The sequence below is a fragment of the Anderseniella sp. Alg231-50 genome (genome assembly GCF_900149695.1).
Classification (GTDB): Bacteria; Pseudomonadota; Alphaproteobacteria; order Rhizobiales; family Aestuariivirgaceae; genus Anderseniella.
Genome location: NZ_LT703006.1, coordinates 195,432 through 210,480, shown reverse-complemented (window position 1 = coordinate 210,480; position 15,049 = coordinate 195,432). Strand labels below are relative to the sequence as shown.

The 15,049-nt window shown below is 58.4% G+C and carries 16 protein-coding genes; 3 read left to right on the top strand and 13 right to left on the bottom strand.

The features are described from left to right. Window positions 1–55 precede the first annotated feature (55 nt). The 3 genes from DHN55_RS19155 to DHN55_RS19145 form a co-directional block, all read right to left on the bottom strand. Window positions 56–361, bottom strand: coding sequence for a hypothetical protein (locus tag DHN55_RS19155; protein WP_337660547.1), 306 nt, complete (start codon window positions 359–361; stop codon window positions 56–58). Between the two features lie 253 nt (window positions 362–614). Beyond that, window positions 615–920: a hypothetical protein gene (locus DHN55_RS19150; protein WP_108883151.1), complete on the bottom strand. Its 306-nt coding sequence runs from the start codon at window positions 918–920 to the stop codon at window positions 615–617. A 149-nt stretch (window positions 921–1,069) separates the two neighbouring features. Beyond that, complete coding sequence (locus tag DHN55_RS19145; RefSeq protein ID WP_337660546.1) at window positions 1,070–1,489, bottom strand: tellurite resistance TerB family protein; 420 nt, start codon at window positions 1,487–1,489, stop codon at window positions 1,070–1,072. An 81-nt stretch (window positions 1,490–1,570) separates the two neighbouring features. Between DHN55_RS19145 and DHN55_RS19140 the strand changes: the two genes are divergently transcribed. Further along, on the top strand, window positions 1,571–2,251 hold the full coding sequence (locus tag DHN55_RS19140; protein ID WP_108883149.1) for an ankyrin repeat domain-containing protein: 681 nt from the start codon (window positions 1,571–1,573) through the stop codon (window positions 2,249–2,251). Between the two features lie 66 nt (window positions 2,252–2,317). Next, on the top strand, window positions 2,318–2,788 hold the full coding sequence (locus DHN55_RS19135) for an NINE protein (RefSeq protein ID WP_108883148.1): 471 nt from the start codon (window positions 2,318–2,320) through the stop codon (window positions 2,786–2,788). Window positions 2,789–2,794: 6 nt separating this feature from the next. Here the strand turns inward: DHN55_RS19135 and DHN55_RS19130 are convergent, their stop codons facing one another. The 5 genes from DHN55_RS19130 to DHN55_RS19110 all read right to left on the bottom strand — a co-directional run bounded on the left by DHN55_RS19130 (window position 2,795) and on the right by DHN55_RS19110 (window position 7,726). Next, the gene (locus tag DHN55_RS19130; protein ID WP_108883147.1) at window positions 2,795–3,973 is read right to left on the bottom strand and encodes a VWA domain-containing protein; all 1,179 of its coding nucleotides are present in this window, start codon (window positions 3,971–3,973) and stop codon (window positions 2,795–2,797) included. Window positions 3,974–4,111: 138 nt separating this feature from the next. Further along, window positions 4,112–4,588 (bottom strand): DUF302 domain-containing protein, encoded by a 477-nt coding sequence (locus DHN55_RS19125; RefSeq protein ID WP_337660545.1) that lies wholly within the window; start codon window positions 4,586–4,588, stop codon window positions 4,112–4,114. Window positions 4,589–4,942: 354 nt separating this feature from the next. Then, complete coding sequence (locus DHN55_RS19120) at window positions 4,943–5,500, bottom strand: DUF2585 family protein (protein WP_337660544.1); 558 nt, start codon at window positions 5,498–5,500, stop codon at window positions 4,943–4,945. Continuing rightward, window positions 5,497–7,131, bottom strand: coding sequence for an indolepyruvate/phenylpyruvate decarboxylase (gene ipdC / locus DHN55_RS19115; RefSeq protein WP_108883146.1), 1,635 nt, complete (start codon window positions 7,129–7,131; stop codon window positions 5,497–5,499). The genes DHN55_RS19120 and ipdC overlap by 4 nt, the downstream gene beginning before the upstream one ends. Window positions 7,132–7,270: 139 nt before the next feature. Next, entirely contained in the window at window positions 7,271–7,726 is a 456-nt protein-coding gene (locus tag DHN55_RS19110) for a regulator (protein ID WP_108883145.1), read from the bottom strand. Between the two features lie 105 nt (window positions 7,727–7,831). Here DHN55_RS19110 and DHN55_RS19105 point away from each other — a divergent pair, with 105 nt between their 5' ends. Then, window positions 7,832–8,839: an AraC family transcriptional regulator gene (locus DHN55_RS19105; RefSeq protein WP_337660543.1), complete on the top strand. Its 1,008-nt coding sequence runs from the start codon at window positions 7,832–7,834 to the stop codon at window positions 8,837–8,839. A gap of 4 nt (window positions 8,840–8,843) precedes the next feature. On the opposite strand, the gene DHN55_RS19100 is transcribed toward DHN55_RS19105, so the two are convergent. Genes DHN55_RS19100 through DHN55_RS19080 form a run of 5 tightly spaced genes read right to left on the bottom strand, consistent with a single transcriptional unit; the run spans window position 8,844 to window position 15,016 of the window. After that, window positions 8,844–9,818 (bottom strand): M48 family metalloprotease, encoded by a 975-nt coding sequence (locus tag DHN55_RS19100; protein WP_108883143.1) that lies wholly within the window; start codon window positions 9,816–9,818, stop codon window positions 8,844–8,846. A gap of 29 nt (window positions 9,819–9,847) precedes the next feature. Beyond that, window positions 9,848–11,776: a DUF2207 domain-containing protein gene (locus DHN55_RS19095; RefSeq protein ID WP_337660542.1), complete on the bottom strand. Its 1,929-nt coding sequence runs from the start codon at window positions 11,774–11,776 to the stop codon at window positions 9,848–9,850. A 32-nt stretch (window positions 11,777–11,808) separates the two neighbouring features. After that, on the bottom strand, window positions 11,809–12,366 hold the full coding sequence (locus DHN55_RS19090; protein WP_108883142.1) for a LemA family protein: 558 nt from the start codon (window positions 12,364–12,366) through the stop codon (window positions 11,809–11,811). Between the two features lie 29 nt (window positions 12,367–12,395). Next, complete coding sequence (locus DHN55_RS19085; protein ID WP_108883141.1) at window positions 12,396–13,523, bottom strand: TIGR01620 family protein; 1,128 nt, start codon at window positions 13,521–13,523, stop codon at window positions 12,396–12,398. Then, a complete protein-coding gene (locus DHN55_RS19080) occupies window positions 13,520–15,016 on the bottom strand; it encodes a YcjX family protein (protein ID WP_443111141.1) in 1,497 nt (498 codons plus the stop codon). Before DHN55_RS19080 ends, DHN55_RS19085 begins: the two co-directional genes overlap by 4 nt. Between the last annotated feature and the right edge of the window lie 33 nt (window positions 15,017–15,049).

Here is a 15,049-nt window from a genome sequence, read left to right as displayed (position 1 = left end):
TCGATAGCATCTCCCGCCGGATCATGATGATCCGGCGGGCCGGGGTGATTTGTTCTCAGGGCACAACGTACTTGCACGGCTTGGCTTTGGCCAGGCAGGTCCAGCGCGAAGCGATCTTCTTGCACGTCAGTGACCGCTGCTTGGCAATCTTCCAGACGGACCATGCCAGGCCCTTTTCTCCCTTTACTCTGACGGACCATGCCTTGCGGGCCTTGGCACGTGACATCCATTTTTTGTTTGCCCTGCCTCTGGCCTGGGACGTTTCGTTGCTGCACTGATAAGCCAACGCGCTGGTGGTCATCACTGTGGGGACTGACAGAGCCAGAACGGCGCCTGCCAATACGATACTCAGGTATTTCATCGGGGCATTCCCTTGTCTTGGTTACCGTTATCACGAACAAAGTTCGAGTGACGGCAAGGTTAGGAATCCGTCCGTGAACATGTTCTGATTGAATTGTTCAGTATACGTTCATATTGACTTGTAGTGTTGTGATTCCAATCCGGCCCGGCGTTCTGAATGCAGCCAGATCCAAGCCGATGCGCAGCTGCCTGGGTTGTATTGGTAGTGTTGCCCACCGAAACTATGTGATCCGGTGGGCACTGGTGGATGTCGCCTATTGCACGACGTACAGGCAGGCCTTGGCCCTGGCTTTGCAGATAAACCGCTGTCCGGATTTCTTGCACCTGATTTTCTTGTTCTTGGCGATCTTCCACACAGACCATGCCACACCCTGGTTGGTTTTCACCTTGTAGGACCAGGATTTGCGCGCCTGTATCCGGGCGGCCATCCTGGTCGGCTTGTGAACCTTTACCTTGGTATAGTTGGTGCGACACTGATAGGCCGATGCGGTGTTTGTCATGACCGTCGGGACAGACAGTGCCAGGACGGCGGCTGCCAGAGCTATGTTGAGGGCTTTCATCGGGGCATTCCTTGTTTGTTGTTACCGGTGATCCTGAGCAGATTTCAGGTTGGCGGTAACGTTAGGAATTCGCCCTTGAATATGAACTGACAGAGTAGTTCAGTGAGGGTTCATGTTGGCTGAAGCGTGATTCTGGTCTGGCTTTTTGTTCAACCGACCCTGTCTTCAACCCGCTTGCGGATCATCACCCATTCACGATTGTCAAAGCCCAAAAGCCCGGCAATGCGCCAGCCCATGTTCATTTCATCTTCGTCAATCCTGCCGTCGGCCAGAATAATCTCGCACAGCATTTCCACGACCGTTTCACGCTGCTCACGGTCATAGGCTTCCTTGATGGTGCTGGTGAAGCGATAGTAGTCAACCGCATTTTCACTCGCCTTTTGTGCATCACTGTTAAGCTGTGCAAGGCCGGCATCGTCCAGGTCGAACTTGTCCTTCAGCAACCGGTCACGTACGGCAATTTCTTCAGCATCCGTGTGACCGTCAATCATCGAGGCGGTGACAAGAAGTTCTGCAACCGCGGTTTTTACGTCGGGCTTGGTGGCGCGCGGTGCGCCGCTATCCAACAAAGATGTGAGTTTCTCAAAGAACATGCATGCTGACATAATGGGTTAGTGCAAGTGCAGCAAGGGCCAGGCAGGTTAGGAAAAATGAAAATTACGCAACAAATACCGGTTTTGATGCTGGTCGCCTTGTGCTGGGCAAGCCAGGCGCAAGGGCAGGTGCCGCCATCTGCAACAGAACTTGCCAGCTACCGCGGCCTTTTGGCAGCTGCCCATAAAGGCGATATGGCCGAGATCAACCGGCTCGTGAGTGCGCAGGCGGATTTGAAGCAGACAGACGGACGCGGGCGCACGGCAATGCATGTTGCAGCCTTTGCGTCCCATGATGAGGTGGTCACGGCGCTTGCAAAAGCCGGTGCTGATCCCAACCTGCTGGAAAACGACAAATATGACATCATCACTATTGCCGCCGTGGCGAATGATGCGGACATGGTGCGGACAGCGATAAGGGCAGGCGGGAATGCGAAAAACATCACCAGTATTTATGACGGAACGGCCCTGATCGCGGCGGCGCATCTGGGCAACTGGGAAAGCGTGCAGGTGTTGATTGGGGCGGGCGCACCGCTTGATCATGTCAACAATCTGGGCTGGACGGCGCTGATCGAAGCTGTGGTGCTGGGTGATGGAGGCCCGCGCCATGTCAAAACCGCCAAGCTGCTGGTCGAGGCGGGGGCTGACCGGTCCATTACGGATCGAAACGGCAAGTCACCGCTGGAGCTGGCCAGGGAGCGCGGGTACAGAGAGATGATCCGTGTCCTGATGCCGTAAGGTTTCCGTAACGAAATGTTGCCATCCTTGATGCTGTATTTCTTGTAGGAGCAGGGAGGGGTAATCATGGCATTCGGCAAACGCGGTGGCCAACAACCACCGGCGGTTCAGCCTGCATTTGCGGCCGCTGCGCCTGTCACTGTTGCAGAAGATGACGAGCCTGACATGAAACGCGGCTTGTTCAGTGGCGAACATAACGATGATTTTGATATCGATCTCGGTTTCCTGCAGCCTTATGGTGAAGGCAAGTCAGTAATCGTCCTGATCCTGATGTGGATGTTTCTCGGCGGGGCAGGCGCGCACAGATTTTATCTTGGTCACAACACGCTCGGCGCAGCGATGTTGCTGGTTAATGTTGTTTGCGCTTTGTCGCTGGTGGTGACCGTAATCCTTGGTATTTCAAGCGTGATGAAGGCTGACGCAGGCGCGGCGCCCATGTGGGGCTGGTGGTTCGGCGTGTTCGCGATACTGGGTCTCTGGTACCTGATCGACGGAATCTATGTGATCTGCAGGACACTGTCGGCAAAAGCCGTTTAGCCTGGTTCAGCGCACCAGTTCCCGTATCGCATCGTCTATGCCTTCCAGGGTCAATGGAAACATACGGCCTTCAAGCAGCGTCCTGATGTAATCGATGGATGGTGTGTACCCCCAGTATTTGGGGTTGGACGGGTTCAGCCAGATACAGTGTGAGTAAATATCCGTGATGCGCTTGAGCCACAGTGCGCCGGGCTCTTCGTTGAAATGCTCAACAGAACCGCCCGGATGAGTAAGCTCAAACGGGCTCATCGAGGCATCTCCGACAAAGATCACCTTGTAGTCGGAGCCGTAGGTGTGCAGCACGTCCCAGGTGTTTTCCACTGCGGTATGCCGGCGCCGGTTTTCCTTCCAGAGCTTTTCGTAAACGCAATTGTGGAAATAGAAATACTCCATGTGCTTGAACTCTGCGCGCGCGGCGGAGAACAGTTCTTCACACATGCGGATATAGGGGTCCATTGAACCGCCGACATCAAAGAAGATCAGCACTTTGACCGTGTTACGCTTTTCAGCGACCAGCTTCAGGTCGAGATAGCCCCTGTTGGCGGTGGAGCGGATAGTGTCGTCAAGATCGAGTTCTTCCGGCGCGCCTTCACGGGCGAACTTGCGCAGGCGTCTCAGCGCAACCTTGATGTTGCGGGTGCCCAGTTCCAGCGAATCATCCAGATCCTTGAATTCGCGCTTGTCCCACACCTTGATGGCGCGGTTGTTGCGATTCTTGTCCTGGCCAATACGGATACCGGCAGGGTTGTAGCCATACGCACCAAACGGCGATGTTCCGCCGGTGCCGATCCACTTGCTGCCGCCCTGATGGCGCCCTTTTTGTTCCTCGAGCCGCTTTTTCAGCTCTTCCATGATCTTGTCCCAGCCGCCAAGGGCCTCGATCTGGGCTTTTTCTTCTTCGGTGAGAAATTTCTCGTTGACCTTGTGCAGCCACTCCTCGGGAATATCGGCGAGCAGTTCTTCCGGCGACAGGCCTTCCAGACCTTTGAACACATGGCCGAAAACCTTGTCGAACTTGTCGAGGTTGCGCTCGTCCTTTACCAGCGTGGCGCGCGACAGGTAATAAAAGTCCTCGACCTGGTAACCGGCAATATTGGCTTCCAGAGCCTCCATCAAGGTGAGGTACTCTTTCAGCGTGGCGGGAACACCGGCGGCTTTGAGCTCGTGGAAAAAGGTCGTGAACATGGTGTCCTGTCTAGCGGATTTCGGTGCTCGCGTCACCCGTCGGATTGTGCTGCCACCCGGTCAAACCGCGTCTTCAGCCAGCGGGCACAGGCACCGCGCCAGCCGATGCGTGTCCGGGTTAGATTGCGCCGGACCGTATTAGTTTGCCGCAACTTCCGTCGCCAGCGCCTCAAACACTGCATCGAGTTCGGCGGCCAGTGTTTTCAACTTCTCTCCACCTTCGCCCATATAGGGAGAAAACACGTGCGACGGTGTCTTGTAGCTCAAGGTTGCTGTCTTATCGGCGTTTTCCGTGACGTAGACACGGATTGGCGCCTCAATGCCGGCAGCGACCGACGCTTCCAGCATGGGCACCGCAAAGCGCGGATGGTACAGTCCGATAACGGTGTTGCCGGGAATGGTCCTGTTCAGCACTTTCTTGGCGCCGATGGTGGCTGAGGCCTGAGATACAACTCCGAGATTCTGCCTTGCCGCGGCCGTCTTCACTCGCTTTGTCAATGTTGCATAGTCGTGCGAGGTCGGCACCACTACCCAGCCCTGGCGTTGCTGCATGCCGGCGAACGCGAGGTGGGTGGTAAACATCAGAAAAGCAGCGGCAATCAGGTACCTGAACATGATGATGGTTCTTTCTCCGGCGCAAAGCGTTTGAGGCGGCGTGCGAGATATGGGAAATCGGCGACGAAAATACTGTCACGCATGACCTGATTGCAACGCCTGAAATGATTTCGCCGGTACCATCGGGTGGGAGGAGGCCCTTTGGTACCGGCGTTGATGGGCAAAAGCCCAGTTTTCTTCACGGGGTGATGTTGGTTTTTATTGTTTTTGCGGTGCCCGGTTTGCAGGGGGGAGGGAAGCCGCTTGGTTTTTGTTCATCACCTTGTTGTTGAGATGAACCTAGGCGAAACCGCAACAGCCGGATGTGCAATTCTTCACATTGCGCGCCTGTTATTGAACCGGGGGAGGCGAAGGCTATCCAGCCTGCCATTGCCTGATCCACTCGAGCGGGTAGAGCAGCATGATTATGTTGAGCAGCAGGCCGTCGCGGATGATGAACCCGACGACCAGCTCCGCGGCAATGAACAGGCAAACCGAAAGCCAAACCGGCGCGCGCGCGGCGATGACGAAACCCACAATCATCATGGCCATGTCGGAGCCTGAGTTCAAAACGCTGTCGCCATAGTAGTCCAGCGCTATGGTGTCTTCGCGGTATTTGTCGATGATCCAGCTTGTGTTCTCGATGATCTCCCATGCAGCCTCTATTGCCGCGGCCACCACCAGCCGCCCGCCGATGTTCAGCCGCGGCAGCAGAAAATGCAGTGCCATGTAGAATACAAGTCCGTGCAGCACGTGGGACGGAGAGTACCAGTCGAGAATATGTTGCGAGTTTTCCGACGAAATCACCTCGCCATGCCACAGTTTCACATACCCGCACTGGCAAATGAGATTGCGGCCCAGAGCGATCAGGCTTGCCGCCATGGTGACGGTTATGACGGCCAGTGCGACCCAGTGTTGGCGGCGCAGGGTCAAGCTTCGGCCTCGGCTGCAAGAGCTGACTTGCTGGATATGGCATCGGTGAAGCGGGTCAGCGTCCGGGAGAACACATCGGCGGGCAACATGATCTCGATGAGTTGGAAGCTGCTCTCATCACTGTGAGCCTGTTCAAGGGCCGCGGTCAGTTCTGCCGGCGTCGACACCCGCATTCCCCTGCCGCCCATGGTTTCAGCATGTTCGGCGAAATTCCAGTCATCCAGATCATTGTATCCGGTGTCTTTCTGGAATGCCTTCAACATGCCCCAGGCGGTGTTGTTGAACAGCAGTACGACAGGGTTCAGCCCGAGGCGCCTGCAGTTTCCAAGCTCCCAGCCTGTCATCTGGAATGCCCCGTCACCAACCAGTACAAGCGGGCGCTTGCCGCTTGCCGCCTGCAGCCCGAGGCCGAACGGAATGCCGGTGCCCATGGTGGCATAATAACCGGGTGCCAATAGGGCGGTGTGTTCGATGTCCATGGCCGTGAACAGGCAGTCCCCCATGTCGGATGCGATCGGCATGACACCATGGTTTGCAAAAAAATCATTGACGGCGGTTGCCACATCCTGCGGCAGCAGCTTTCGCCCGGAGGGTTTCAATCCTCGTGGATAGGATGCGGTGACGGGTTTTGGCTTGCCCAGTTTTTCGGCCCCGGCCAGCAATGCGTCAACAAATGCCTCAAGTATGATGCCAGCATAGGAATGGTGTTCAAAATGCACTGCGCCGTCAAATGCATGAATACTGCTGCGCATGTCTATCTGGCGTTTTGAAACGCCGAAATTCGTATCGCACAGGATGACGCCCAGCATCAGCAGGCCGTCGGCGCGTTCAACGAGGCGTCGGGTTGCGACGTCGCCTGCCAGCCCCAGATACGTACCGGCGGTTTCAGCGCCCACTTCAGCCAGGATGCCGCGCCCCATGAAGGTGGTAAGAACCGGAATACCAAGTGTTTTGGCGAGTTTGGCCACCTTGGTTTCCAGACCATAGCGACGGATCTCGACACCCAGCAGCATGGCCGGCTGTTTTTTTGCCTTGAGCATCTTCAGGGCCTGTCGTGCCGCTTCCTTTGCTGCTGCCACGTTTTTGGCCGGTGGTCTGAAGGATGGGACTTCAGACACGTCCGCTTCGACCATGTCGCGTGGAAACTCGATATAGACCGGCCGCGACAGATGTCGCGCTGCAGTCAGCACGCGGGCAATCTCTGCCGGCGCCGTGGCCGGATCATCCAGTACGCACTGGGCGCATGTCACTTCACGCATAATCAGCATCTGGCTGTCGAAGTGCTTGACCTGGTGATGCAGGCCGAGCCCCATGGTGCGCTCCGCTGCGCCCGGCGCACCTGAAATCACGACAAGGGGTGATTTTTCGGCATAGGCCGTCGCAACAGGATTGATCATGTTCAAGGCACCGGCGCCATAGGTGACGCAAGCCACGCCGAGGGTGCCTCGATACCGGCCTGCCGCATCTGCGGCGAAGCCAACGGCGGGTTCATGAGACAGTGTGAAAAGCGGCAGTGTATTGATACGTTCTATCTGGCGAAAGAGCGGCAGCGCGAAGTCTCCGGGAATGCCGAAAATTTCACCGGCGCCATAGTCTTTCAGCGCCTGCAACAGAGCGTGTGCGAGTTTCATGGTCGTGTCTCCGGGGGTAATGGCGAAAACGCCGGGGGAGGGAGACTTGACTATGCGGGTAAGCAGGCGTGCGGGCAACCGCAATTCGATATCGGCGTGCCATGTTTCAGGCAGATGAAAGCCGGACCTGTGCTCCCGGTCAGGCTCTGCTCGGTTGCACCGCGGGCTCCTGAGCTTCCAGCAATGCCTTGAAGTCGTGCAGTCCCAGGGTGGCGACAGTGTTCATGTCGTCGTCGAGCAATTCATAGATCATGCCGTCGGTGCCACGGTTGCTGAAAAAGACAATCGCGTCCTGGTCGCCGCCGCCTTCCGTGTGCGGCTCTCCGCCTGCGTGGCCTTCCACGTAACTGCCGACAGGACGAATTTCTATCAGGTCGCCATTTGCCCGGTAGAGGCGAAGCTCGCCCTGCACGACAAAGGTGCGGTAGTCAGCGTGATGGCGGTGAAGAATGACCCTTTGATTGGCGTCGAACTTGAACAGGACATCGACGATGCTGTTTTCCACGTCCACACTGCAGACGTGGTAGGAGGCATGATCAACCCCTTCAAGCTGATACCAGCGAATGTTGCCGTCATCGAAACAGATTTTTGTCATGGCGTTCCTCCCTGTAGCAGTCTTGCGGGTCAATTGAGCCTGATATGCCTTTCGGAACTTGCCATTTGGTGACAAACTTGCCGGCAGCACAGAAAGAACAGCGTGTTGAACAATCGACGAGGCTTTACCCGTGCCAGCGCTCTGGGTCCGATAGCGGACTTCGTGGAGCAGCGCGGCGGCAACATCAATCGGGTATTCGAGCGGGTCGACATGCCGGTTGGCATTCTGGAGACACCGGATCTCGCTGTGCCGCTGCAGGAACAGTTTCGGTTGCTGCGCAGTGCGGGCAGGGAAATCGCCGACCCATTCCTGGGGGCCCGGCTGGGACGCCTGGTGAGAATCGAAAATCTCAGTGCCTTTGGCCGCTGGGTCAGCCGGGGTTACACCCTGCTGGATGCAATCGACAGGTCCAACCGCGGCCTGAACCTGTACCTGCAAACCGGCACCACCCTGGCGCTTTTCCAGGAACAAGGGGTGGCGCGCTGGTCCATCGAGTTCCATGACCGCGGTTATGAGGGGCGCTTTCAGAACGAGTTGCTGGGGGTCAGTTATCTCATCGATGTCGTGCGGTGTTTTGCAGGCCGAGGCTGGACGCCTGATCTGATCCGGGTGACGGGAACCGGCAGCAACCAGGCAGGCGCGCTTGAAACCATCTTCGCTGCACCTGTCCTCGCAGGATGTCAGGTGTCGTCGATCGAATTTGATGCCGCCTTGCTCCAGGCCGGCAATGCAAGCTGCAGGCCGGGTATGGTTGCGTCCAGGCGGGTTGAACAGCCAGGGGAAAAGGTTCCACCTGAACACGATGAGCTAGAGGCGATAACCGCACTGGTGTCAGTTGCCATGCTGGACGGCTATCCCAAAATTGACTGGGTTGCCTCGAAAATGGGGATGACGCGCCGCACCCTTCAACGAAAGATTGGTGATCACGGTACGACGTTTTCCCGTCTGCTGGCTGAGCAGCTGAGAGACAAGGCGTCGCTCTTGCTGACAGGTGAGAAGGTGAGTGTGACTGACGTTGCTTTTCAACTCGGTTATGGCGACGCAGCTCATTTCAGCCGCGCATTTTCCAGATGGACCGGCATGTCGCCGCGTGCGTATCAAAGACGGCGGTGACAACTCAGTACCACAGCCCCATGCGGCCGACATTGATGCGTGGCCGGCGTACAGGAGGGACGATGGACGGCCCTGGGCGCAGTGGTTCATCGGGCCGGACAATGACAGGCGGGGTGCCGGTGCGCAGCGACAATAACCGCCTCACCCGATCCGGTGTTTTGGGATGACTGCGCAGCAGTGAAGGCTGTGGTGAGCGGGAGCCGGGCAGCACCAGCCTTTCCCACATTCCACCCTGTTTCTGTTCCAGTGTCTGCAATGCGGTCGCCAGGCCTTCGGGATCTCCGGTCAGTCCGGCTGCATCGAGGTCGGCGTCGTACTCGCGAGTGCGCGACAGGGCCAGTTGCAACAGTCCACCCACCGTCGGAGCCGCGACCAGGACGGCGATTGTCACCCACGGAACCACGCCGCCATTGGTCATGAAAGCCACCGGAATGCCGAACAGCAGGCCAACGGTAGCCAGGGTTCCGGTGAGCCGTGACAGGACATCACCCAATGCCATTACGGTCAGGTCCTCATTGCGGATATGGCTGATCTCATGCGCCAGAACTCCGGCCAGTTGCCTGAGTGTCAGGTTGCGGATCAGGCCGTCGGTGACGGCAATCGCGGAATCGTTCAACTGGCCAACAGCAAATGCGTTCATCATCTGTGATGGCACATAATAAAGCTGCGGCACCGCAGGCAGGTCCGCCCGCTTGGTGAGTTCGCGCATCAGCTGGTGCAACTGGGGCACTTCCTCGGACGTCAGGGCACGCGCCTTATAGAGTTTCAGGACCATTCTCGGCGATACGCGCACCGCCTGCCAAAGCCCGAAGGCGGTCAGTATCGTGGCCCACGCGACGCCGGTTGCGCCAAACGCGCTGTAGGCGATCAGGCCCATGAGCAGCGCGGAACCGGCGACCATCAGCCAGGTGTGCACGGTATTGTACCACTGATGCGCACTCTGGGCTTCGGAGTTCAGGGGCTGGGAACGAAAATTCATATTGTGAATTTAGGTAATCGCCCGGTGGTTTACCAGCCGCCGCCACCACCGCCGCCGCCGCCGCCACCCGAAAAGCCGCCGCCGCCGGAAAACCCGGAAGACGACGATTTGGGGGCGGGCATCGCGTTGGTCATCGACTTGCCGATGGACGCCGGCAGGCCGGACATGGTGTTGCCGATGCTGCCGGACGAAAAATTGCCGCCGTGATACCAGTTGGGCGAATAGCTGGCCGCAGCGGCAGCCCCGGCGGCAGATGCAAGCCACGCCTGAAATGCATTCGACCAGGGTTTTTCCAGTCCCAGGGCGACGGCATATGGCAGCATGGTCTCGAAATGCTGCGGCGACATTGCCGGTGCACCGGCCAGGTTCATGCGGTCTTTCTCCGCCAGGTTGATGTAGGTTTTCAGGCCCTCAATGCCATCCATCAGGTGACGCCCGAGCGGTGTCGGGGCACCAAGCAGAAAGAAAAACAGGATGTTGATCATGAAGACGCCGGCGATGATGGCCAGTATCACCGGCTTGACGCTCATTTCGATTGCAAAGGCGCCGAGCATCGGCAGCAGGTTCATGGCAAAGAAACCAAGCACGAACCACCGCATGACGGAGCCGATCTTGCCGGCCAGCCCGCTGGAGCGTGAAAGCTTCAGGCCGACGCTGAAAGTGACGATGGTTATGACCGTTGCGGCGATGATCAGAATGATCAATGGAATTACAAAATTTGAACCACTACCTGTCGCTATTATCGTTGCGCTCAATGCCAGCAGTGAAATGCCTATGCCGGTGAATACATAACCCAGGTTCTGGTCAAAGAACTTGTTGCGGTGTTCGGTGTTGAGAGCCGACCGGAACTTTTTGGTGACCGACCTGACCGCGGAGGTGTTTGACTTGGCTATGCGGAATTCTTCACCGGCAGCGGTGATTTTATGCAGGATCGCTGCCTCTCCCACCGGCAGAAGGTCCGGTGGCGTGGCACCTGTCGGCCTGATCGTGACATCCCCGTCCAGGTCTTCCAGTTCGACCAGTCCCTTTACGGCCAGGTTGAGCAGGGCAGACGAAAACGCGTCATGGCCGGACAGGCCCTTGTTTTCGATATAGTGCACCTGTGCAGGTGATATACCGTCAGGCGCATCCCAGCGCGGCACCATTGTGCCGGCGGGCGGATCGCGACCGACCCTCTGCCAGGCCCAGAAATAGTAGTACCCGATCACCATGAAACCGACGAAGCCGATGATGAAGGCTGCATTGTCGCGCCAGAACCAATCCAGCTGCTGGCTCTGGCTAGGTGCCGCGACACTGCCTTTCGGCATCTTGACTACAACGGTGAGACCTTCACGCGGAGGCAGTGGCGCGGTTGTGAGAAACTCGACAATATTGCCGCCATTGCTGGTGCGCGACCGTCCATCCCTGCCGGTTGCGCCGTAGCGGCCGGTGAAAAACGCAGTGTCGGTTGCGCGGACACCCTGCGGCAAAACGATTTCAGCGCGCGCCTGGCGGATCGGAAAGTTCCAGAAATTACCGGTGACATTCCAGTACAGCTCGTCATGACCGGAGAAGAAGCGTATCTGCCGGTCGGTCTCATAGGTGATCTTGTAGGTGAATTCACCAGCGCCGATGAATACGTTCTTGCTGCCGATGTAGACGCGGGCTGCGCGGTTTGCCCTGTCAATGCGGAACTCATCGGGTTTGCCGTCACGCGTCACCGAGAGGATTTCGAAACCGACCTCGCGCTCGCGTCCGCCTGCGTCTTCAATCATCAACGGGAAGTCACGAAAGATACCTCTCCTGATCTGGGAGTTCTCTCCGCGCACACGGATGGTTTCCACAACACGCAACTTGCCGGTCTGGGAAACCTCGATCTTCGAGTTGAAGTTGAGGATTTCTTCCGCCGAATGGGCGTAGCCGGCCATCCAGAGCAGGGCAATCAGGGCACATAAAGTGCGGAACAGGCACTGCATCATGCCGGTAACTCCTCGCATCCCGCGGACGCTGGCTAGAATTTCACTTCCGGAACACTGCGGTCACCGGCGTCCTCGATCTCGAAGAATTCTGCCGTCTGGAACTTGAAATAGTTGGCGACAAAATTGGACGGGAAGCTTTCGACCTTCACGTTCAGATCGCGGGCAGCGCCATTGTAGTAGCGCCGTGACATCTGCACCTCACCTTCGATCTTGTCGAGGGTCTGCTGCAATTGCAGGAAATTTTCATTCGCCTTGAGATCCGGATAGGCCTCGGCTACTGCCATCAGCTTGCCAAGCGCCTGGCCCAACAGGCCTTCTGCGACTGCCCGGCCGGCAATGTCGCCTTCCGGGACCGCCTGGACGCGGGTACGCATTTCGGTCACTTCGCGCAGCGTGTCCTTCTCGTGGCCGGCATAGCCCTTGATGCTTTCAACGATGTTGGGGATCAGGTCACTGCGGCGCTTGAGCTGCACATCAATGCCGCTCCAGGCTTCCTTGACCATCTGCGTCGCCTTGATCAGCGCGTTGTAGATGTTGATGCCATAGAAAATGATGGCACCCAGGATGCCGACGATAGCTAGTGTGGTCATGGATTGATCTCCTCTGCCTGCAGCCAAGCTTAGTTCGGCTTGTCTGATTTGTCTTGGTTTCCTTGCTCAGCATCTCCGCCGAAGCGGACCACCTCACGCATGAAGTCGGACAGGCCGGGCCTGGGTTGGGTCAGGAACGGCAAGGGCCGGCACAGCTCCATGGCAGCCAGGCCGATACGGGCGGTGAGAATGCCGTTGACCGCGCCTTCGCCGAAGCGCGCCGACAAACGGCCCAGCAACCCCTTGCCGATGACGGCGCTGATAACACCGTCCGAAAGGGCAAGGCCTCCGGTTACGGCCAGGTGGCCAGCCACCATTTTCGCCAGCCGCATCGTCCCCAGCGTTCCCGGTCGTCCGCCATAAAGTGTTGCCAGTTCCCGCATCATGCGCAGGTTCTGCGCACCGACCAGCGCGATATCAAGGGCGGCAGGCGCGAAGGCGGTTACCACGCTGACACGGCGCGCGGCACGGGCAATGATGCGGTTTGCCTCTTCATCCAGCGGCTTCATAAGATCGCGCTCGGCCAGCTTTACTCGGTCAGCCGGATCCATGATCGCTTGCGAATGTTCCTTCAGTTGGGCAAGGCCCCAGCGCATGTCGGGCCTGGCGTCATAGATGGCGTGCAGGTCGGTGAGCGTGGCTTGAGCGGCCTTTGCATCATCAGCCGAAATGGCCCGCGTCGCATCGGCCTGGGTGGTACCCAGCCGCTTCAACCGCCACAAGCCGAACAGTTCGCGCACGATAATGGCAAATGCTGCAACCAGCATCAGTGCCAGAAGTCCCGACCCGACCCAGCCGAGGGTCGGTGAACGGGCAAACAGGTCCTCGATCAACTGGGTTGCTGCGAGACCCGCCCACAGGCCTGCCAGCCCGAGGGCGCCGGACAGCAGGACAGCACCCCAGCGGAACCGCTTCGCGATCGTGTGGTCGCGGGCAACTGCCGGGAGCAGGGTGTCATCCGACGGTTCCTCAAAGCGGATTTCCGGGGCTGCCAGCGCCCGCGGCTGTCTGCCCTTCGGCTTGGTTTTCGAGGCCCGGGGCTTGCTGGCCCTGGCTTTTTGAGGGTCGGCTTTTCCAGTCGCACCGGTTTCAGGCTGCCGGGCCGGTGTGTCCGGTTCAAGGCGAAACGCCTTCGGTTTGCGCGGGTCGTCGGTCATATCAGGCGGTCTCCCACGAGGAATTCCAGCGTTCGGTCCAGGCGAATGTGCGGAAACGCCGCTGCGGTGCCAGACTTGGCCGATGCCTCGATCAGGGGCGGGCGGAAGCGCACGAATTTCAGTTCGCCCTCCAATGACCCGTCCAGCGCAGCCGCCGGATCGTCCGGGAGGTCGCCTGGGAAAATCGCCGCCTCCGATGTGCCGTCAAACTCTTCGCCGGCCACTTCTTCCCCGGCAATCGGCGTGCCGGCGATACAGTCCAGTGTCTCGCCGTCCTGCCTGACGCTTGCTTCCCGGGTGGCGCGAATGGCTGCGATCGCGGCCACGTCGATCTGGGCGCCTGCAAATTCCGCCCGCTTCACTGCATCTGACACTATCAGGCCAAGCACGTTTTCCAGCCTGTCATGGCTGGAATGGTGCAGGAGATCAGACTTGGTTGCCGCAAACAGGATACGGTCTGCGCGTCTGCCAAACACCGCTGAGGCCCAGGAGTTTGCGCCCTGCCTGAAGCAGGACAAGACGTCGGTCAGTGCTGTCCTGAGATCGGTTACCGCCGCCGGGCCCGCGTTGAGAGCGCTCAACGTGTCGACCAGGACTATCTGGCGGTCGAGACGGGCGAAGTGATTATAGAAGAACGGCTCCACAATGCGGCTGACATAGGCATCGTAGCGGCGTTCCATCAAGGCATGCATGGAACCGTCCTGTGCTGCGGTGGCTGGATCGAGCGGCAGCGGCGCAAATGTCAACAGGGGCGAATCCTCCAGATCGCCGGGCATCAAGAAACGCCCGGGCGGCAAGGTGGACAATGACACTTCATCGGACCGGCACGAGGCCAGGTAGGCGGTGAACAGTTTGGCCGCCTTCTGGGCCGCGGCTTCATCGGCAGGGGCGGTGGCATCGAGTGTTTTCAGATGCGCCATCCATTTTTTCGCAAGGGTCCGGCGCGGTTCATTGTAGCTGGCTTCCAGGGTGGCTGCGGACCATTGTGCATAGGACTGTGTCATCAATGGCAGATCGAGCAGCCATTCGCCCGGGTAATCGATAATGTCTATATGCAGCTTCGAGCTCTGCAGGTTGCGGGCGATGAAACCGGATGCTTCGTATTCAATGGTCAATCTGAGTTGCGACAGCCGGTTGGTGCTGCGTGGCCAGCGCCGGTCTTTGCCGGTGAGGGCCTCGACATGATCTTCATAGGCAAACCTCGGCACATCATCATCAGGTTGCGGTTCCAGGTAGACCCTGTTTATGCGGCCCTGGGTGAGGCTGGCAAACAGTGGCAGGCGGCCGCCATGCAGCAGCGCATGGACGAGGGCGGTGATGAACACGGTCTTGCCGGCCCGCGACAGGCCGGTGACGCCAATACGCAGGCTTGGCGAGACCATGCCGGTGGCAAAGTCCTTCATACCGCCCGCGGCATTGCGGGCCTCATTCATGATGCCGGTCAGAAATGAACTCAGTGGTTTGTCCCCCGGAACTGCTTGTCCTTCCGGCATATGGTGTTTTCAGCACGTGCAGTCAAATTCAAG